This is a genomic window from Microbacter sp. GSS18 (assembly GCA_029319145.1).
Lineage (GTDB): Bacteria > Actinomycetota > Actinomycetes > Actinomycetales > Microbacteriaceae > Microbacterium.
The window spans coordinates 1,388,501-1,406,886 of sequence record CP119753.1; the positions used below are offsets into that span (position 1 = coordinate 1,388,501).

The window sequence follows — 18,386 nt, forward strand, 5'->3', positions numbered from 1 at the left end:
GCACGCCGACGCCCCGCCCGGAGCATCCTGGGCGGGGCGTCGCTCGTGCCGTCAGGCGCGCTGTTCGGCCGAATCCGAGGCGCGGACCTCCCCTGACGCATCGAGTGCCGCGGCCACCTCACCGCGGTGCGACCGGACCTCGTCGAACGACGTGCCGTAGTACGCCGCCTCCATGAGGGTCTTCATGTCGGCCAGCATCGGCATCCGCGGGTTCGCGGGTGCGCACTGGTCCTCGTACGCCGCCATGGCCAGCTCGTCGAGGCGGCCGATGAAGGCGTCCTCGGCGACCCCCTGCGCCTGGAACGACCGCTCGATGCCGACGGCGTCGCGCAGCTCCTCGACGGCCCGGGCGTAGCTCTCCACGCCCTCTTCGGGGGTGGATGCCGGCAGGCCGAGGTGCGCAGCGATCTCCTGGAATCGCTCCGGAGCGATGTACCGCTCGTACTTCGGCCAGCTCGTGAGCTTCGACGGCACGCGGCCGTTGTAGCGGATCACGTGCGGCAGGTAGACCGCGTTGGTGCGGCCGTGCACGAGGTGGAACTTCGAGCCGGTGACGTGGGCCATCGCGTGCACGATCCCGAGGAACGCGTTGCCGAAGGCCATGCCCGACAGCGATGCCGCGTTGTGCATCTTCTCGCGAGCGCGGACGTCCGCCGGGTCGGTGGAGCCCGGCACCGCCTTCGCGCTGCGCTCGATGTTCTCGAAGATCAGCTTGATGGCGTGCAGGGCCAGGCCGTCGGTGTAGTCGTTCGCGTAGACCGACACGTACGCCTCGGTGGAGTGCGTCAGCGCGTCGAATCCGGCATCCGCCACCAGGAAGGCCGGCAGGGCCGAGGTCAGCAGCGGGTCGACGATCGCGACCGACGGGGTCAGCGCGTAGTCGGCGAGCGGGTACTTCATGCCCGTCTCGTCGTCGGTGATGACCGCGAACGGCGTCATCTCGCTGCCGGTGCCCGATGTGGTCGGGATGCACACGAGCTTGGCCATCTTGCCGAGGTCCGGGAACTTGAACGCGCGCTTGCGCACGTCGAAGAACTTCTCGCGCATGTCGCTGAACTGCACGTCGGGGTTCTCGTACAGCAGCCACATGACCTTCGCGGCATCCATCGGCGAACCGCCGCCGAGCGCGATGATCGTGTCGGGCTTGAACTCGCGCATCTGCTTGGCGCCCTCCTGCACGGCCGACAGCTTCGGCTCGGGCTGGACGGTGTCGATGATCTGCAGGTGCACACGACCGGGGCGGCGGTTCAGCACGTCGATGACCTTGTCGACGAAGCCGAGCTTGGTCATGCCGCCGTCGGTGACGATGGTGACGCGCTCGACACCCTTCATGTCGATGAGGTAGCGGATGGCGTTGGGCTCGAAGTAGGTCTTGGCCGGCACCTTGAACCACTGCAGGTTGTTGTTGCGCCGACCCACGCGCTTGATGTTCAAGAGGTTCACCGCCGAGACGTTGTTGGAGACCGAGTTGTGACCGTAGGAGCCGCAGCCGAGGGTCAGCGACGGCATGAAGGCGTTGTAGATGTCGCCGATGCCGCCGAGAGCGGACGGGGCGTTCTCGATGATGCGGACGGCCTTGACACGCGCGGCGAAGTCGGCGACGACCGCGGGGTCGTTGCTGTGGACTGCGCCGGAGTGACCGAGGCCGTCGAAGTTCACCATCTGCTCCGACAGGTGGATGCCCTCCTCGGCGTTCGCGGCACGCAGCACCGCGAGGACGGGGGCGAGCTTCTCGCGCGTGAGCGGCTCGTGCGGACCCACGCCGTCGACCTGGGCGAGCAGGATCGAGGTGTCCTCGGGAACCGTGAAGCCGGCCTGCTCGGCGATCCAGACGGCCGACTGGCCGACGACCTTCGCATTGAGCTTCGCCTCGGCGCAGTTCGCGTCTTCGGCCGCGACGCCGAAGATGAACTCCTCCAGCATCCGCTTCTCGTCCGCGTCCACCAGGTAGGCGTGCAGCCGGTCGAACTCGGCGAGGGCCTCCTCGGCGATCGGCTCGTCGAGGATGACGGCCTGCTCGGACGCGCACACCATGCCGTTGTCGAAGGACTTCGACAGCACGATGTCGTTGACGGCGCGGCCGACCTTGGCGGTGCGCTCGATGAAGGCGGGCACGTTTCCGGCGCCGACGCCCAGGGCGGGCTTGCCGCACGAGTACGCCGCGCGCACCATGGCGTTGCCGCCGGTGGCGAGGATGAGGGCCACGCCCGGGTGGTTCATGAGCTCGCCGGATGCCTCGAGCGACGGGTGCTCGATCCACTGGATGCAGTTCGCCGGGGCGCCCGCGGCGACGGCCGCATCGCGCACGATCTTCGCGGCCGCGACCGAGCAGTTCTGGGCCGACGGGTGGAAGGCGAAGACGATGGGGTTTCGGGTCTTCAGCGCGATGAGCGACTTGAAGATCGCGGTCGATGTGGGGTTCGTGACCGGCGTGATGCCGGCGACGACGCCCACGGGATCGGCGATCTCGGTGATGCCGGTGATCTCGTCGGTGGAGATCACGCCGACCGTTCGCTGCTTGATGATCGAGTGCGTGACGTGCTCGCACGCGAACATGTTCTTCACGGCCTTGTCCTCGAACAGCCCGCGGCCGGTCTCGGCGACCGCCTGGACGGCGAGGTCGCCGTGATTGTGGAGCGCGGCGACCGACGCCTTGCGGACGATGTGGTCGACCTGCTCCTGCGTGAAGAATGCGTACTCGGCGAGCGCCTCCTGGGCACGTGCGACGAGTCCGTCGATCTCGGTGGACATGTCTCCTCCAACCGGCGGCCCGGGCACCTCACCCGCGCCCTTGCCTGATGCCCATCATCCTCCGTGTGGTCAGACCACATAGGGACTTAAGTCCCATGGACGCGCTGGAGTCCCACCGAGCGGGAGCGGCGGACCGTGGAGGGGACGGTCCGGACCTTGCACGAGCGGCCTCCGCGCGAACGGCGACCGCGCGACCGATCAGCCGGCGCAGCTGTCGAGGCCGTACGCGAACATCCGCTGGTTCACATCGGCGAAGGGATTCGCCTGATTGCCGACCTCGCCGGGGCCCGCTGCGACGATCTCGTCGAGGACCGCCTCCGTGTCGTCGAGGATCGCCGCCAGCACCTCCTCGTCACCGGTCGGATAGCCCAGTTCCCGGATGTCGGCGACCTGCTGCCGGATGTTCGGGACGACCTCTTCGATGAAGAAGACCTCCGTGCCGTCATCGGGCCACTCCATCGCCTCGATCTCGGCCGCCGCCTCGGCGCAGATCGCGTTGGCGCTCGCGAGGAACTCCTCCTGCGAGATCGTGGACGAGGTGGCGGCGCAACCGGTGAGTCCGAACCCGGACACGACGATCGCGGCCAGCAGTGTCTTCGTCGACGTCTTCATCGCAGCCCCCAGAGCGTGAATGTGGGCGCCAAGCTACCACCGTCCGCCTCGCCGAACCAGGGGTCGGAGGCTCACACGGGGTCGACGAGATCGCGGAGCCAGCGCGCGCCGCGCACGGTCGCGCCCACGCCCGTCACACGGTCGGCGAGCTCGCGATCGCTCGTGACCACCGTGACCCGGGATCCGCGGTCGGCGAGCTCGCGCGTCCGCGCGACGATCGCGTCGTCCCCCGAACCCTCGGCGCGGACGACGTCCACCCCCGGCGAGGACAGGGCCGAGCGTCCCTGCCCTTCGACGACCGCCGTCCACGACGGGTACCACGTCCGCTCGGGAAGATCGAGCAGCTCCCCCGCGACGCCGCGGCCGTCCAGCCCCGACAGGCGGTCGATCAGATGCGTCGCGGCGCCGGCGCGATCGCGCCACCAGCCGTCGGGCACGGAGCCGACGACGTTGGCGACGTCGACGACGACGGCGGGGCGCACCTCGACGAGCGCCTTCAGGCGATCCCACGACGCGCCGAAACCCGGATGCAGCGGATAGTCGGCCACCTCGTCGACGGGCACCCACGACAGCTCCACGCTCTCGGGGTCGCTGATGACCGGCTCGAACGGGCGGGTGACGTCGGCGACCAGCGTCGCGTAGCTCCAGTAGCCGAGGTCGAACACGCTCATCAGACGTGCGGTCACGGCGCCGGCGGGTACGCCGGCCTCTTCGGTGGCTTCGCGCATCGCGCCGTCGCGGGCCGACTCGCCCTCGTGACGGGCGCCGCCGGGAAGGCCCCATGTGCCGCCGAAGTGGCTCCACGAGACGCGATGCTGCAGCAGCACGCCGCGCGCGGGGTCGACGGCGAGCAGACCCGCCGCGCCGAAGCGGCCCCAGTAGCGCTCCCCGGTCGGCGCGACGACCCACGCGTCACCGGGATTGCGGGGCCCGTGCGGGCGGCGAGGCTCTCCCGATGTCGGCTGCTGGATGGTCACCCAGCCAGCTTTTCACACCCCGCGCGCCCCCGGCCCGCCCCGGGCAGGTGCGCCGGGGTGGACCGGGGGCTGCCCCGTCACGGCAAGCTCCCGCGCCGTCACGGCGGAATGCACCGGAACCGACCGCATCGGGGCGCAGTCGCGCCGTGACGGCGAGAAATCACCGGCATCAACCCGATTCGGTGCAGTCGCGTCGTGACCACGCGACAGCACCCGGTGGGACGGGACGGGACGGAACGGGGAGGAGGGATGGAGGGAGGGCTCAGATGAACAGCGTCGTGCCCGACTTCTGCGCCTCGCCGAGGAAGGTCGCCACGCCGCCCAGCTCGATGCCCTCCAGCAGGTCCGACTCGGCGATGCCGAGCAGGTCCATCGTCATGGTGCAGCCGATGAGGCGGGCGCCGTCGGCGCGAGCCGACTCCATGAGCTCGGGCAGCGTCTGCACCGAGTGGTCCTCCATGACCTTCTTGATCATCGCCGGCCCCATGCCCGCCATGTTCATGGTCGACAGCGGCAGCTTGTCGGGCCCGGAGGGCATCATCATGCCGAACATCTTGTCGAGCATCCGGCGGTCCCGCTTGGGCGGATCCTGACGGCGAAGCGCGTTCAGACCCCAGAAGGTGAAGAACATCGACACCTTCTGGCCCATCGCGAGGGCGCCGTTGGCGATGATGAACGCCGCGAGGACCTTGTCCATGTCGCCCGAGAACACCACGAACGACACCTGGTCGAGGTTCTGCCGCGCCACCCCGCCCGCCGGTGCGGCGCCGCCCTTGCGGAAGGTCGCGACGTAGCCGGGACCTTCGGGGGTCATGGACAGGAGCTCGTGCCCCTTCGTGGACGCCCACGCGGGTCCGTCGGCGGCGAAGCCCGGGTCCGAGACGTGCACCACGACGTCGTCGCCGGGCTGGACCTCGTCCATCTTCTTCGCGAGCTTCATGATCGGGCCGGGGCAGGCCAGGCCCGTGCAGTCCAGCTCGACGATCGCGCCGGTGCCCTGCGCGGACTTGATGAGATCCACCGCCTCGGCGTAGGCGATCTCAGGGGCCTTGACGGCCTCGCCCACCGGCTCGAGGTCGTGCCAGAACCGGAAGGTGTGGGAGCCGCCCGACAGCGTCTTGACGTCCTCGAAGCCGCGCTGCACCAGCAGGCGGTAGGCGAGGTAGCTGCGGAAGCCGACCGCGCAGTACAGCCGGATCGGCACGCTCTTGTCCCACGATTCGCACACGTCGCGCATCGTGCCCAGCGGCACGCTCTCGGCGCCGGGGATGTGCCAGATGTCGTACTCCTCGGGTGTGCGCACGTCGATGATGCGCGCGCCCTCGACCGCTTCGGGGAAGTCCTTGGCGTACCAGAGCTTCAGGTCGCCCTTGAGGACGTTCGTGGCGACGAAGCCCGCCATGTTGACGGGGTCCTTCGCCGAGCCGAAGGGCGGGGCGTAGGCGAGCTCGAGCGTCTCGAGGTCGTGCACCTTCGCGCCGAGCCGGATGGCGGTCGCGAACACGTCGAGGCGCTTGTCGACGCCGTCGAAGCCGGCGATCTGGGCGCCCAGCACCTTGCCGTCCTCGGGCGAGAACAGCAGCTTGATGTGCATCATGGCGGTGCCCGGGTAGTACCCGGCGTGACCGGACGGGTGCACGTGCACCGTGCGGTACGCGACCCCCGCGCGCTCGAGCTGGCGCTCGGTCGCACCGGTTCCGCCGGCGGTCATTTCGAAGACCTTGACGATCGACGTGCCCTGCGTCGAGAGGTACTCGGTGTCGCGACCGCAGATGTTCTCGGCGGCGACGCGCGCCTCGCGGTTGGCCGGTCCCGCCAGCGGCGTGATCCATTTGCCCGGCAGCACCGTGTGGGCGGTCTCGACGGCGTCGCCGGCGGCCCAGATGTTCGGGTCGGAGGTCTTCATGTGGGTGTCGACGACGATGCCGCCGCGCTCCCCCATCGCCAGGCCCGCGTCGGCGGCGAGTCCCGTGTTCGGGCGCACACCCGCAGACATGATGACCATGTCGGCGTCGAGGGTCTTGCCGTTGTTCAGCTCGACGCGGAGGCTCCCGTCGGGGCGCTTCTGGAACGCCGCGGCCGCCGTGCTGAGGATCAGCTCGACCCCGCGCCCACGGATGTGCTGCTCGACCGGGATCGAGACCTCCTTGTCCAGCGGCGGCATGATCTGGTCGCTGAGCTCGACGACGGTGACCTCGGCGCCCCGGTGGCGCAGGTTCTCGGCCATCTCGAGGCCGATGTAGCCGGCGCCGATGACGACGGTGCGCACGGGCTTGTTCGTGCCCTGGGCGGCGGCGAGGGCGGCATCCAGGTGCTGCTTGATCTCGTCCATGTCGGTGATGTTGCGCAGGACATGGATGCCGGGCAGGTCGATTCCCGGCAGCGGCAGGTGCAGCGGGTCGGCGCCCTGGCAGAGAGCCAGCTTGTCGTACGTCTCGGTGTACTCGCGGCCGGTCGCGACCTCGCGCACCGTCACGGTCTTCTTCTTCGGGTCGAGCGCGATCACCTCGGTGGAGACGCGAACGTCGATTCCGAGGGACTCGTTCAGGCTCTCGGGCGTCTGCAGGAGCAGTCGGCTGCGATCGGTGATCACCCCGCCGATGTGATACGGCAGACCGCAGTTGGCGAACGAGACGTAGCCGCCCCGCTCGAAGACGATGATCTCGGCAGTCTCATCCAGGCGCCGCGCACGGGCGGCGACGGATGCGCCTCCGGCGACTCCGCCGACGACGACGAGCTTCATGCTTGCCTCCTTCTCGGGCGCCGGCCGCGGTGGCCGGACCACAGGTCACGTGTCGAACATACGGTGCGGGGTATCGCGTGGGAAGGCCATTGGTCCCAGGCCGACTGTGGTATGACCACACCGATAGCGGCTCGGCACCCGAGCGATTACACCCGCGTCGTCCGCAGCCGCAGGCGCCACGCTGAGGGCTGTCGACACCCACAATCACGCCGCGTCGTGCCATGATCTCTATGTGGCCTGACCACAGAGTTCCAGCGCTCCGCGCCCCGTCGGGCGTAGCGTGTGCTGGCGCTTCGCGATGGTGCGGAGTCCCGATGTCCGTCGAACAGGAGCGCCCCATGGCACAGACCGTCCCCACCGCGACCGACCACGGAACCGTCGCGGTCGCCGCGACCATCGACGAGTACCTCGCGCAGAGCGACTGGCGCGTCAACGCCAACGCGAACCAGGGCTACTCGCTGGGCGGGATGATCCTGAACACCGCCGGCAAGCTCGTCGCCAACTACTGGCTCGACGAGATCTACCCGCCCGCGGCGGGGCCGGCCCACCGCGACGGCGACCTGCACATCCACGACCTCGACGTGTTCGCCGGCTACTGCGCGGGGTGGTCGCTGCGGGCGCTCCTCGAGCAGGGGTTCAACGGCATCCCGGGCCGGATCTCGTCCGCGCCGCCGCGGCATCTGTCGACCGCGACGGGGCAGATGGTCAACTTCCTCGGCACGTTGCAGAACGAGTGGGCCGGTGCCCAGGCGTTCAGCTCGGTCGACACCTATCTCGCGCCCTACGTCCGCCGCGACGGACTGGAGTACCACCAGGTGCGCCAGATCATGCAGCAGTTCGTGTTCGACCTGAACGTCCCCTCGCGCTGGGGCACGCAGACGCCGTTCACGAACCTCACGTTCGACTGGACCTGCCCCGACGACCTCGCCGACCAGCATCCGCTCGTCGGCGGAGAGGTGTGCGACTTCACCTACGGCGACCTCGCCGAGGAGATGCGGATGCTGAACCTCGCGTTCATCGACGTCATGAGCGCCGGGGACGCGGACGGCCGGGCGTTCACGTTCCCGATCCCGACGTACAACATCACGAAGGACTTCGACTGGGACTCCCCCGAGACCGACGCGCTGTTCGCCATGACGGCGAAGTACGGTCTGCCGTACTTCCAGAACTTCCTCAACTCCGAACTCGACCCGCACATGATCCGGTCGATGTGCTGCCGGCTGCAGCTGGACCTGACCGAGCTGCTCAAGCGCGGCAACGGCCTGTTCGGGTCGGCCGAGCAGACCGGTTCGGTCGGCGTCGTCACGATCAACTGCGCCCGCCTCGGGCACGTGCACGCGGGCGACCTCGACGGCGCGCTCGCACGGCTCGAGGAGCTCGCCGACCTCGCCCGCGACACCCTCGAGGCCAAGCGCGCGATCATCTCGCACCACATGGAGGGCGGCCTGTTCCCGTACACCCGTCGCTACCTGGGCACCCTCGAGAACCACTTCTCGACGATCGGGGTCAACGGCATCAACGAGTTCGTCCGCAACTTCACCGGCGACCGCTCCGACGTGTCGAAGCCCGAGGGCATCGCGCTCGCCACGCGGCTCCTCGACCGGCTGCGCGAGCTGCTCGTGGAGTACCAGGAGCACTCCGGCCACATGTACAACCTCGAGGCCACGCCCGCCGAGAGCGCGACGTACCGCTTCGCCAAGACCGACATCGCGCGGTTCGGCGACGCCGTCCTGCACGCCGGAACCGCCGAGAACCCCTACTACACGAATTCGTCGCAGCTGCCCGTGGACCACACCGACGACCCGTTCGAGGCCCTCACGCTGCAGGAGTCGCTGCAGCAGAAGTACACCGGCGGCACCGTCATGCACCTGTACCTCGGCGAGGCGGCGCCCTCGGCGGCGGCGTGCAAGGCGCTCGTGCGCCGGTCGCTCGAGCGGTTCCGCATCCCGTACCTCACGATCACCCCGACCTTCTCGATCTGCCCCGTGCACGGGTACATGTCGGGCGATCACGCGAGCTGTCCGTCGTGCGGCCGGGAGTGCGAGGTGTGGACGCGGGTCATGGGGTACTTCCGCCCCGTGTCGTCGTTCAACATCGGCAAGCGCGGCGAGGCCGCCGAGCGCGTGTACTTCGCGGCCGAGAAGCTGCTGGATCGCGAGCCGGAGCCGGTCGATGCGTGAGGGAGCGGATGCCGCGGGCCGCGCGCCCGCCCGCCCCGAAGAGCTGCGCATCGCCGGGATCACGCTGTTCTCGACGGTGGACTGGCCCGATCGCCTGGCCGCGACCCTCTTCCTGCAGGGGTGCCCGTGGGACTGCTTCTACTGCCACAACCCCGCCCTCATCGACCCGCGGCGTGCGGGCGGCGTCTCGTGGGACGACGCCCTCGCCGATCTGGAGTCGCGCCGCGGTCTGATCGACGGCGTCGTGCTGTCCGGCGGCGAGCCGACGATGCAGCGCGCGACCCTGCCGGCCGTCCAGGAGCTGCGCCGCCGCGGATTCGCCGTCGGCCTGCACACCGCGGGCGCCTTCCCCCTGCTGCTGGCGCGCATCCTGCCCTTCGTGGACTGGGTGGGGCTGGACATCAAGGCGACGGCGGACGAGTACGCGACCGTGACCGGACGCGCGCGCAGCGGCGAACTCGCGTGGCGCTCGCTCGAGCTGGTGCTGGCCAGCGCCGACCTGCGGCGCGGGAGCCGGCATCCGCTCGAGTACGAGGTACGCACGACCGCGCATCCGGCCGCGACGGACGACGACGCGCTGTGCCGCCTCGGCGATGCGATCGCCGACCGGGGCGTGAGGACGTGGGCCGTGCAGCGCGCGCGCAGCACGGGCGCCCGCTCCCCGCTCCCGCACGTGGACCCCGCCCCCGCCGGCGCACGCCTGACCCTGGACGCCCTCCCCGCCGAGCGCTTCGCGCACCTCACCATCCGCTGACCCCTCGCTCTCCTGACCCCTCGCTCTCCTGACGTCACTGCGCGATAGCACCGACGGCCCGGGAAGGTGCTGTCGCGCCGTCTCGGCGGGCGAGCAGGCGGGAGAGCGGATGCCAGGAGGGGCAGGGCGGACCGACCCCGGGGCCGCACCGGCCGACTGCGCTGCGACAGAATGCCGGAATGGACTATGAGCTGGATGATGCGCGCGAGCGCGTGCAGCGCGATGCGGTGTGGGAGTTCCTGTCCACGCAGGCGTATTGGGGGCGCTGGCGCTGCCGCGCCGACCTCGATGCGCAGCTCGACAGCGCGTGGCGGGTCGTCGGCGCCTACCGCGCGGACACGGGCGACCTCGTCGGCTTCGCCCGCGCGATCTCGGACGGGGTCGCCTTCGCCTACCTCGCGGACGTCTTCGTCGCCGAGGAGCACCGCGATCAGGGCCTCGGTCGCCGCATCGTCGCGCGCATGATCGACGAGGGCCCGGGCCGGGACTTCCGCTGGACGCTGTTCACCGGCGACGCCCACGACCTCTACGCCGGCTTCGGCTTCACCGCCCCCGACGCCACCGCGATGGTCCGCCCCGCCGCCCCGCACATGCGCTGAAGGCTCAAGCGCCGTAAGCCCGCAACAGCACCTGATTCCGGCAGGAATCGGTGCTGTTGCGAGGTCACGTCGGTCGACCGAGCGGAAAGCGCGGGTCTCAGCGCTTGCGGCGCTCGCGCACCCGCATGTTCGTCACGATCGGGGTGCCCTCGAAGCCGTACAGCTCGCGCAGGCGACGCTGGATGAAGCGGCGGTAGCCGGGGTCGAGGAAGCCGGTCGTGAACAGCACGAAGGTCGGCGGGCGCGTGCCCGCCTGCGTCCCGAACAGGATGCGCGGCTGCTTGCCGCCGCGCAGCGGGTGCGGGTGCTCGGCGACGAGCTCGGAGAGGAACGCGTTGAACTTGCCGGTCGGGATGCGCTGATCCCACGACTGCAGGGCGGTCTCGAGCGCCGGGACGAGCTTGTCGAGGTGCCGGCCGGTGCGCGCCGAGATGTTCACGCGCGGCGCCCACGCGACGTGCGCGAGGTCCTGCTCGATCTCGCGCTCGAGGTAGCGGCGGCGATCGGCGTTCTCCATGTCGTCGTCGTTCAGGCGGTCCCACTTGTTGAACGCCAGCACGAGCGCCCGGCCCGACTCGAGCACGAGGTCGATGATGTTGAGGTCCTGCACGCTGATCGACTGCGACACGTCGAGGACGACGACCGCGACCTCGGCCTTCTCGAGCGCGGCCGATGTGCGCAGCGACGCGTAGAAGTCGGCGCCCTGCTGCAGGTGCACGCGACGGCGGATGCCGGCGGTGTCGACGAACCGCCACATCTTGCCGCCGAGCTCGACGACCTCGTCGACCGGGTCGCGCGTCGTGCCGGCGAGCTCGTTGACGACGACGCGCTCCTCGCCCGCGGCCTTGTTCAGCAGCGACGACTTGCCGACGTTGGGGCGTCCCAGGATCGCGACGCGTCGGGGGCCGCCGATCTCGTGCTTGGCGACCGCCGAGACGTCCGGCAGCACCTTCATGATCTCGTCGAGCAGGTCGGCGACGCCGCGGCCGTGGATCGCCGAGACGGGGTGCGGCTCGCCGAGGCCCAGGTTCCACAGCGCGGCGGCCTCGGGCTCCTGCCGGCCGTCGTCGATCTTGTTGGCGACGAGGAAGACGGGCTTGCCGCTGCGGCGCAGCAGCTTCACGACGTGCTCGTCGGTGCTCGTGGCCCCGACCATGGCGTCCACGACGAACAGCACGACATCCGAGAGGTCGATCGCGACCTCGGCCTGCGCGGCGACGGAACGGTCGATGCCGCGCGCGTCGGGTTCCCAGCCGCCGGTGTCCACGAGGGTGAACCGGCGGTCGAGCCACTCCGCCTTGTACGAGACGCGGTCGCGCGTGACGCCCGGGGTGTCCTCGACGACGGCCTCGCGGCGGCCGAGGATGCGGTTGACCAGGGCGGACTTGCCCACGTTCGGGCGCCCCACGATCGCGACGACGGGCAGCGCGGGCAGCATCTCGATGCCGTCCTCGCCGGCGGCGACGCCCGCGAGGATCGCGGCGTCCTCGTCGTCGAGGTCGTAGTCCTCGAGTCCGGCGCGCAGCGACGCGGCGCGCTGCTCGGCGAGCTCGTCGTCCAGGCCCGCCAGCGTCTCAGCGAGGTGGTCCTCGCCGTCGTAGTCGTCGAAGTCGGTGTCGTCAGCGGCCATCGTCGGTTCCCGTCTTCGGCGCGAGTGCGGATGCCACGACGTCGAGCACCGCGGACACGGTCTGCTCGAAATCGAGGTCGGTGGAGTCGACCACGGTGACGCCGGGGGCGGCGGTGAGGAAGTCGACGACCTTGGAGTCGGCGGCGTCGCGCTGCGCCATGGCGCTGGCGACCTCGACGGCGTCGTGGCTGGTCAGCTCGGCGGAGCGGCGGGCCGCGCGCACCTCGGGCGAGGCCGTGAGCAGGATGCGCACGGGTGCGTCGGGGGCGACCACGGTCGTGATGTCGCGCCCCTCGACGACGACACCGTCCCGCCCGGACGCCGCCACGAGCGAGCGGAACAGCCCGTTGGCGGACTGGCGCACCGCGGGCACGCGCGCGACACCGCTGACGGCGTCGCTCACGCGGGGCTCGCGGATCGCCTCGGTCACGTCGGTGTCGCCGACCTGGACACGGTAGGCGTCGGGGTCCAGCGCGATGCCGAATTCGAAGTCCCCGGTCACCTCGAGGACGCTCGTGGCGTCCGACGTGTCGATGCCGTGCTCGAGGGCGTGCCACGCGAAGGCGCGGTAGGCGGCGCCGGTGTCGAGGTAGCCGAAGCCGAGACGGCGGGCCACCTCCTTGGACACACTGGACTTGCCGCTGCCGGCGGGGCCGTCGATCGCGACGATCATCGGGTCGCTGTCAGTCATTGGTACTCGCAATCTTCCATCCGCGGGCGGTGAGCCCGTCGATCGCACGCTGCACCGCCGTCGGGACGACGCTGATCTCGGCGAGGCCGAACAGCGCTCCGGGCGAGTGCTCCATGCGGAAATCCTCGACGTTGACGTCGAGTGCGCCGAGGTCGCCGAACAGGCGCCCCAGCTGGCCGGGACGGTCGTCGACCATGACGACGACCGGCTCGAAACGTCTGTTCTGCCCGTGCTTGCCGGGCAGCCGATCCACACCCTGGTTGCCGCGGCGGATCGTGTCGGCGACAGCACGTCGGGCCCCCGGTGCGTCGGGCTCGCGCAGCGCATCGGCCACCGACGCGAGGTCGCCGGCGAGGGCGTCGAGCACGTCGACGACGGGAGCGGCGTTGGCGCCGAGGATCTGCACCCACAGCTCGGGGGCGGATGCCGCGATGCGCGTCGTGTCGCGCACGCCCTGGCCGGCGAGGCTCAGCGAGCCGTCGGGGGCGTCGACGAACCGTCCGGCGAGCAGGCTCGACACCAGCTGGGGAACGTGTGAGACCAGCGCGACCGAGCGGTCGTGGTCCTCGGGGCTCATCTCGACGGGCATGGCGCCGAGGTCGAGCGCGAGCGCTTCGACGAGGGCGAGGTCGGGCGCCGCGGTCTCCTCGTCGCGGCACACCACCCACGGGCGGCCGACGAAGATGTCGGCGCGCGCGGCGATCGCTCCGCCGCGCTCGCGTCCGGCGAGCGGGTGCGAGCCGATGTAGCGGGCGATGTCGACACCGCGCTCGCGCAGCGTGCGCAGCGGCTCGAGCTTGACGCTTGCGACGTCGGTGACGACGGCGTCGGGGTGCGCGCGCAGCTCGCGCTCGATGACGTCGGCGGTGACGTCGGGCGGCACGGCGACCACGACCAGCGCGGGGCGGTCGTCGTCGCGTGCGGCGCGCCCGGCCCCGTAGTCGATGGCCAGCCGCAGCTGCGCCGGCGACGAATCGGCCAGCGCCACGTCGACGCCGAGGCCCGACAGGGCGTGGCCGATGCTCGATCCGAGCAGCCCCGCGCCGACGATGCGCACGGTGCCGCGCACGCGCGCGGCCGCGCGCGCGTGTGCTGCCGTGGTGTCGGTCACGTGGTCTCCTGATCGCGGGGCGACCGGGGGTCCGCGTCCGCCGAACCGGGCGTGACGTCGTTCGTCGCCTGGCGCGCCAGCGTCAGCAGCGCGCCCCGCTCCACTTTAGTCAACTCGCGGGTGCGCCCGGCTGGAAGAGTTCCCAGGTGGAGGGGCCCGAACTGCCGCCGCACGAGTTCGACCACGGGGTGGCCGACGGCGGCCATCATGCGCCGCACGATGCGGTTGCGTCCGGAATGCAGCGTCAGCTCGACGAGCGACCCGCCGCCTTCGGCCGACGCCGTGAGCAGCCGCGCCTTGTCGGCCGCGATCGGCCCGTCCTCGAGCTCGACGCCCTTGGTCAGACGCGCGATCGTCTGCGGGGTCACGCGTCCGTCGACCTTGGCGATGTACACCTTGGTGACGCCGAACGAGGGGTGGGCCAGGATGTGGGCGAGCTCGCCGTCGTTGGTGAGGACGAGCAGTCCGCTGGTGTCGGCATCCAGTCGCCCGACGTTGTAGAGGCGCTCGGCCCACTCCTTCGTGAAGCGCCGCAGATCGGGGCGCCCGCGGTCGTCCTTCATCGAGCTCACGACGCCGGTGGGCTTGTTGAGCATGAGGTAGCGCTTGGTCTGGTCGAGCTGGATCGCGGTGCCGTCGACGTCGACGCTCGCGGTCTCGGGGTCGATGCGCGTGCCGAGCTCGGTGACCACGACACCGTCGACGCGGACGCGCCCCTCGACGATCAGCTGCTCGGCGACCCGGCGCGAGGCCACGCCGGCGTTGGCCAGGACCTTCTGCAGGCGAACGCCGTCATCGCTCATCGCGGCACCTCCTCGTCGAAGCCGCGGGTGCCGTCGTCCAGCAGCGGCGAGATGTGGGGCAGCTCGTCGAGGGAGTTGATGCCCAGATGCACCAGGAGCGCGTCGGAGGTGCCGTAGTTGATCGCACCGGTCTCGGGGTCGGCGAACTTCTCCTCGATGAGCCCACGCGACATCAGGGTGCGCACCACCGAGTCGACGTTGACCGCCCTGATCGCGGCGACCTGACCGCGCGTCACGGGCTGCTTGTAGGCGATCACCGCGAGGGTCTCGAGCGCGGCCTGGGACAGGCGGGAGGGCGCCTGCGCACCGACGAAGTCCTTCACGACGCCGTCGAGCTCTTCGCGGACGTAGAGCCGCCAGCCGCCGCCGACCTCGCGCAGCTCGAAGCCGCGCCGCGGGCCGCCGGCGAGACCGTCGTAGTCGGTCACGAGCGACTCGATCGCCTGGCGCACGGCGGCGACGGGAGCGCTGACGGCGGTGGCCAGGCTCACCAGGCTCTGCGGCTCGTCGACCACCAGCAGGATCGCCTCCAGCCGCCGCGCGACGTCGCTGAGAATGTCGTCATCGGTCATAGTCGGCTCCCAACGTGGCGAGGTTCTCATCGGACCAGCGTTCGGCGGTCCAGCGCAGCGTCAGCTCCCCCAGCGGCTCCAGCTGCTCGAAGCCCAGCGCGGCGTGGCGGTACAGCTCGAGCACCGACAGGAACCGCGCGACGATCACACCGGGCTGCGCCACACCCGACACCAGCTCGCGGAACGACATCGTCCCGGCCTCCCGCAGCAGCGTGACCACGACGGCCGCCTGCTCGCGGATGCTGATCAGCGGCGCGTGCAGGTGGTCGAGCCCCACGTGCGGGATCTCCTTGGGCGCGAAGGCCAGGACGGCGAGCGCGGCGAAGTCGTCCGCACTGAGCGTCCACTTCAGCTCGGGCACCGCGTCGCGGTACTTCTGCTCGAGCCGCACCTGCCGCACGTGCCGGTGCTCCTCGCGCTGCAGGCACCGCGAGAACCACGCCGAGACCTCCTTGAACGCGCGATACTGCAGCAGCCGCGCGAACAGCAGGTCACGGGCCTCCAGCAGGGCCACCGACTCGGCATCCACCAGCTCGCCCTGGGGCAGCAGCCCCGCGACCTTCATGTCCAGCAGCGTCGCGGCGACGACGAGGAACTCCGACGCCTCGTCCAGCTCCTCGGCGCTGAGGCCCCGCAGATACGCGATGAACTCGTCCGTCACCTTCGACAGCGCGATCTCGGTGATGTCCATCTCGTGCTTCGAGATGAGGTTCAGCAGCAGGTCGAAGGGGCCGTCGAAGTTCGCCAGCGAGACCCGGAAGACATCCTCGCGGGCTTCGCCGTCCGGGGCGCGCGCGTCGTCCGGGCCGTCGGGCTCGCTCGGGGACCCGGGACCGGGCTCAGGCGACGGCGCCACGGGCGACCAGCTCCCGCGCGAGGCGCAGGTAGGCCTGGGCGGCCGCGTGCTCCGGCGCGAACTCGGTGATGGGCATGCCCGACACCGAGGCGTCGGGGAACTTCACGGTCCGGCCGATGACGGTCTCGAGCACATCGTCGCCGAAGGCTTCGACGACGCGCTCGAGGACCTCGCGCGAGTGCAGCGTGCGCGGGTCGTACATCGTCGCCAGCACCCCGTCGAGCGTGATCGACGGGTTGAGGCGGTCGCGCACCTTCTCGATCGTCTCGATGAGGAGGGCCACGCCGCGCAGCGCGAAGTACTCGCACTCGAGCGGGATGACGACACCGTGGCTCGCCGTCAGCGCGTTGACCGTGAGCAGCCCGAGCGAGGGCTGGCAGTCGATGAGGATGACGTCGTAGTCGCCGGAGAGACGGCGCAGCGCCCGCGAGAGCGTCTGCTCGCGCGCCACCTCGTTGACGAGGTGGACCTCTGCGGCCGACAGGTCGATGTTCGCCGGGATCAGGTCGAGGTTCTCGACGGCGGTGGGAACGACGATCTCGTGCGGATCGCGCTTGCCGTCCAGCAGCAGGTCGTACACCGTCGGGATCTCGTGCGTGGGGATCCCCAGGCCCGCCGACAGCGCCCCCTGCGGGTCGAAGTCGACGGCGAGCACCTTGCGCCCGTAGTCGGCCAGGGCCGCCGCCAGGTTGATCGTGGTCGTGGTCTTGCCGACCCCGCCCTTCTGGTTGCACAGCGCGATGATCCGCGCGGGACCGTGGCTGTCGAGCTTCGCCGGCGTGGGGAAGCCGTGGTACGGACGACCGGTCGGACCGATCAGCGTCTCTTCCTCGTTCACCGCCGTCGCGCCCCGCTTGCTGCCCGCCACCGACTCTCCTGACTTCGCCTGCGTTCGCTCGATTGTAGTGGCCGCGGTGCCGATGGCGACGAAGGCACAGCGAATCGCCGCACACCCGCGCGCGGGTCAGAACAGCGTGCCGAGCACGTCCAGCCGCACCTGAGCGGCGATCGCGATGATCGCGTAGTCCACGACGGTGATCAGCGGCGCCCACGACAGGACCACCGCGCCGAGCTTCGAGGGCGGCCCCCATACGCCGTCGCGGAGCATCCAGCCGGCCGTGAACCAGAACAGCGGGATGGTCATGAGCCACACGACCATGCACCACGGGCACAGCGAGCCGAACTCGAACACGCTCCGCCACGCGAACACGTGCACCAGCAGGAAGCCGCCGAGCAGGAACAGTCCGAACACCCGCCAGTACCAGCGCCGCAGGCCGCCGGGCGCCGCCAGCGCGCTGACCCCCGCGAACACCGGCCCGAGGAAGAGCGTGAGTCCGATGATGGCGTTGGTGAAGCCCAGCAGGTTCCCCGCGGGCGAGAGCAGGTTGGGCCCGCACGTGACCACGACGCTGAAGGCGCACGTGATCAGCGGCTCCTGGTCCGTCAGCTGTCCGATGTACTCGATGTACAGCAGGAACGAGACGACCCACGCGACGGCGGCGCCCACGATCCAGAAGATGGCGAGGGCGGCCGGGGGCCGGAGCGTGCTCGTCACGGAGCGCTCAACTGTGGTCATACCACACAGGCTACTCTATCGGGCGGCGCCCGCGAGGGTCCCTGTGACATCGCCGGCGGGGTCGTAGACCAGGCACAGCGCCTCGCGGTCGCCCTGCGCCCACGAGTCCGCCGTGGGGTAGATCGGGTAGACGTCCAGCGCCGAGTCGTCGTAGGCGACGCCGACGAACGCCTCGAACTCGTCGACGCACACACCGGCCGCCTCCTCGAAGACGGCGTCGTCGCCGGGGTACTCACCGTCCGCGAAGTCGTGGGCGTAGTAGACCTCATCGGCGTGCGGGTCGCTGCAGGGCACGACGGGAACCGAGCTGAGCTCGCCGTCGGACTCCATGAACGCCAGGCAGTCGCCGACCTGGAGCGAGAAGACGTCGGCCGCCGCGTTGGTCTCGACGATCTCGCCGGTCTCTCCGTCGCGGACCGGGTCGGTGCCGACGGCGAACGAGCACCCGGCCAGCGACAGCGTTCCCGCGACGGCCAGCAGGGCGGCGGCGCGGCGTGCGCTCGGGTTCATGCGTTCCCCTCGAGTGGAGTC

Annotated in this window: 16 protein-coding genes; 3 read left to right on the plus strand and 13 right to left on the minus strand. The window is 70.5% G+C overall.

Features of this window, described 5'->3' with window-relative positions:
• Window positions 1–51: 51 nt before the first annotated feature.
• The 4 genes from adhE to P0L94_06585 form a co-directional block, all read right to left on the minus strand.
• Window positions 52–2,751, minus strand: coding sequence for a bifunctional acetaldehyde-CoA/alcohol dehydrogenase (gene adhE / locus P0L94_06570; GenBank protein ID WES65731.1), 2,700 nt, complete (start codon window positions 2,749–2,751; stop codon window positions 52–54).
• 198 nt (window positions 2,752–2,949) lie between these two features.
• Complete coding sequence (locus tag P0L94_06575) at window positions 2,950–3,363, minus strand: hypothetical protein (GenBank protein ID WES65732.1); 414 nt, start codon at window positions 3,361–3,363, stop codon at window positions 2,950–2,952.
• Between the two features lie 71 nt (window positions 3,364–3,434).
• Entirely contained in the window at window positions 3,435–4,340 is a 906-nt protein-coding gene (locus tag P0L94_06580) for an NYN domain-containing protein (GenBank protein WES65733.1), read from the minus strand.
• Between the two features lie 262 nt (window positions 4,341–4,602).
• The gene (locus tag P0L94_06585) at window positions 4,603–7,083 is read right to left on the minus strand and encodes an FAD-dependent oxidoreductase (protein ID WES65734.1); all 2,481 of its coding nucleotides are present in this window, start codon (window positions 7,081–7,083) and stop codon (window positions 4,603–4,605) included.
• A 338-nt stretch (window positions 7,084–7,421) separates the two neighbouring features.
• Here P0L94_06585 and P0L94_06590 point away from each other — a divergent pair, with 338 nt between their 5' ends.
• The 3 genes from P0L94_06590 (at window position 7,422) to P0L94_06600 (ending at window position 10,616) form a co-directional block, all read left to right on the plus strand.
• Complete coding sequence (locus P0L94_06590; GenBank protein WES65735.1) at window positions 7,422–9,263, plus strand: ribonucleoside triphosphate reductase; 1,842 nt, start codon at window positions 7,422–7,424, stop codon at window positions 9,261–9,263.
• A complete protein-coding gene (locus P0L94_06595) occupies window positions 9,256–10,017 on the plus strand; it encodes an anaerobic ribonucleoside-triphosphate reductase activating protein (GenBank protein ID WES65736.1) in 762 nt (253 codons plus the stop codon). The genes P0L94_06590 and P0L94_06595 overlap by 8 nt, the downstream gene beginning before the upstream one ends.
• A 179-nt stretch (window positions 10,018–10,196) precedes the next feature.
• Window positions 10,197–10,616 (plus strand): GNAT family N-acetyltransferase, encoded by a 420-nt coding sequence (locus P0L94_06600; protein ID WES65737.1) that lies wholly within the window; start codon window positions 10,197–10,199, stop codon window positions 10,614–10,616.
• Between the two features lie 97 nt (window positions 10,617–10,713).
• On the opposite strand, the gene der is transcribed toward P0L94_06600, so the two are convergent.
• The 9 genes from der to P0L94_06645 form a co-directional block, all read right to left on the minus strand.
• Complete coding sequence (gene der / locus P0L94_06605) at window positions 10,714–12,246, minus strand: ribosome biogenesis GTPase Der (GenBank protein WES65738.1); 1,533 nt, start codon at window positions 12,244–12,246, stop codon at window positions 10,714–10,716.
• Window positions 12,236–12,937: a (d)CMP kinase gene (gene cmk, locus P0L94_06610; protein WES65739.1), complete on the minus strand. Its 702-nt coding sequence runs from the start codon at window positions 12,935–12,937 to the stop codon at window positions 12,236–12,238. The genes der and cmk overlap by 11 nt, the downstream gene beginning before the upstream one ends.
• Window positions 12,930–14,048 (minus strand): prephenate dehydrogenase, encoded by a 1,119-nt coding sequence (locus tag P0L94_06615; GenBank protein WES65740.1) that lies wholly within the window; start codon window positions 14,046–14,048, stop codon window positions 12,930–12,932. Before P0L94_06615 ends, cmk begins: the two co-directional genes overlap by 8 nt.
• Window positions 14,045–14,851 (minus strand): pseudouridine synthase, encoded by an 807-nt coding sequence (locus P0L94_06620; protein WES65741.1) that lies wholly within the window; start codon window positions 14,849–14,851, stop codon window positions 14,045–14,047. Before P0L94_06620 ends, P0L94_06615 begins: the two co-directional genes overlap by 4 nt.
• Complete coding sequence (gene scpB, locus P0L94_06625) at window positions 14,848–15,423, minus strand: SMC-Scp complex subunit ScpB (GenBank protein ID WES65742.1); 576 nt, start codon at window positions 15,421–15,423, stop codon at window positions 14,848–14,850. Before scpB ends, P0L94_06620 begins: the two co-directional genes overlap by 4 nt.
• Window positions 15,413–16,279, minus strand: a complete 867-nt coding sequence (locus P0L94_06630; GenBank protein ID WES65743.1) for a ScpA family protein — start codon at window positions 16,277–16,279, stop codon at window positions 15,413–15,415. The genes scpB and P0L94_06630 overlap by 11 nt, the downstream gene beginning before the upstream one ends.
• The gene (locus P0L94_06635) at window positions 16,263–17,147 is read right to left on the minus strand and encodes a ParA family protein (GenBank protein WES65744.1); all 885 of its coding nucleotides are present in this window, start codon (window positions 17,145–17,147) and stop codon (window positions 16,263–16,265) included. The genes P0L94_06630 and P0L94_06635 overlap by 17 nt, the downstream gene beginning before the upstream one ends.
• A 96-nt stretch (window positions 17,148–17,243) precedes the next feature.
• Window positions 17,244–17,855, minus strand: a complete 612-nt coding sequence (locus P0L94_06640; protein WES65745.1) for a vitamin K epoxide reductase family protein — start codon at window positions 17,853–17,855, stop codon at window positions 17,244–17,246.
• A gap of 15 nt (window positions 17,856–17,870) precedes the next feature.
• Entirely contained in the window at window positions 17,871–18,365 is a 495-nt protein-coding gene (locus tag P0L94_06645; protein WES65746.1) for a septum formation family protein, read from the minus strand.
• Between the last annotated feature and the right edge of the window lie 21 nt (window positions 18,366–18,386).

Bases quoted from the DNA above. Each gene is read 5' to 3' on its own strand.
- der (WES65738.1), bottom strand. From the start codon at position 12,246: ATGGCCGCTGACGACACCGACTTCGACGACTACGACGGCGAGGACCAC.
- P0L94_06595 (WES65736.1), top strand. From the start codon at position 9,256: ATGCGTGAGGGAGCGGATGCCGCGGGCCGCGCGCCCGCCCGCCCCGAA.
- P0L94_06575 (WES65732.1), bottom strand. From the start codon at position 3,363: ATGAAGACGTCGACGAAGACACTGCTGGCCGCGATCGTCGTGTCCGGG.
- P0L94_06640 (WES65745.1), bottom strand. From the start codon at position 17,855: ATGACCACAGTTGAGCGCTCCGTGACGAGCACGCTCCGGCCCCCGGCC.
- P0L94_06585 (WES65734.1), bottom strand. From the start codon at position 7,083: ATGAAGCTCGTCGTCGTCGGCGGAGTCGCCGGAGGCGCATCCGTCGCC.
- P0L94_06620 (WES65741.1), bottom strand. From the start codon at position 14,851: ATGAGCGATGACGGCGTTCGCCTGCAGAAGGTCCTGGCCAACGCCGGC.
- P0L94_06590 (WES65735.1), top strand. From the start codon at position 7,422: ATGGCACAGACCGTCCCCACCGCGACCGACCACGGAACCGTCGCGGTC.
- cmk (WES65739.1), bottom strand. From the start codon at position 12,937: ATGACTGACAGCGACCCGATGATCGTCGCGATCGACGGCCCCGCCGGC.
- scpB (WES65742.1), bottom strand. From the start codon at position 15,423: ATGACCGATGACGACATTCTCAGCGACGTCGCGCGGCGGCTGGAGGCG.
- P0L94_06645 (WES65746.1), bottom strand. From the start codon at position 18,365: ATGAACCCGAGCGCACGCCGCGCCGCCGCCCTGCTGGCCGTCGCGGGA.
- P0L94_06600 (WES65737.1), top strand. From the start codon at position 10,197: ATGGACTATGAGCTGGATGATGCGCGCGAGCGCGTGCAGCGCGATGCG.
- adhE (WES65731.1), bottom strand. From the start codon at position 2,751: ATGTCCACCGAGATCGACGGACTCGTCGCACGTGCCCAGGAGGCGCTC.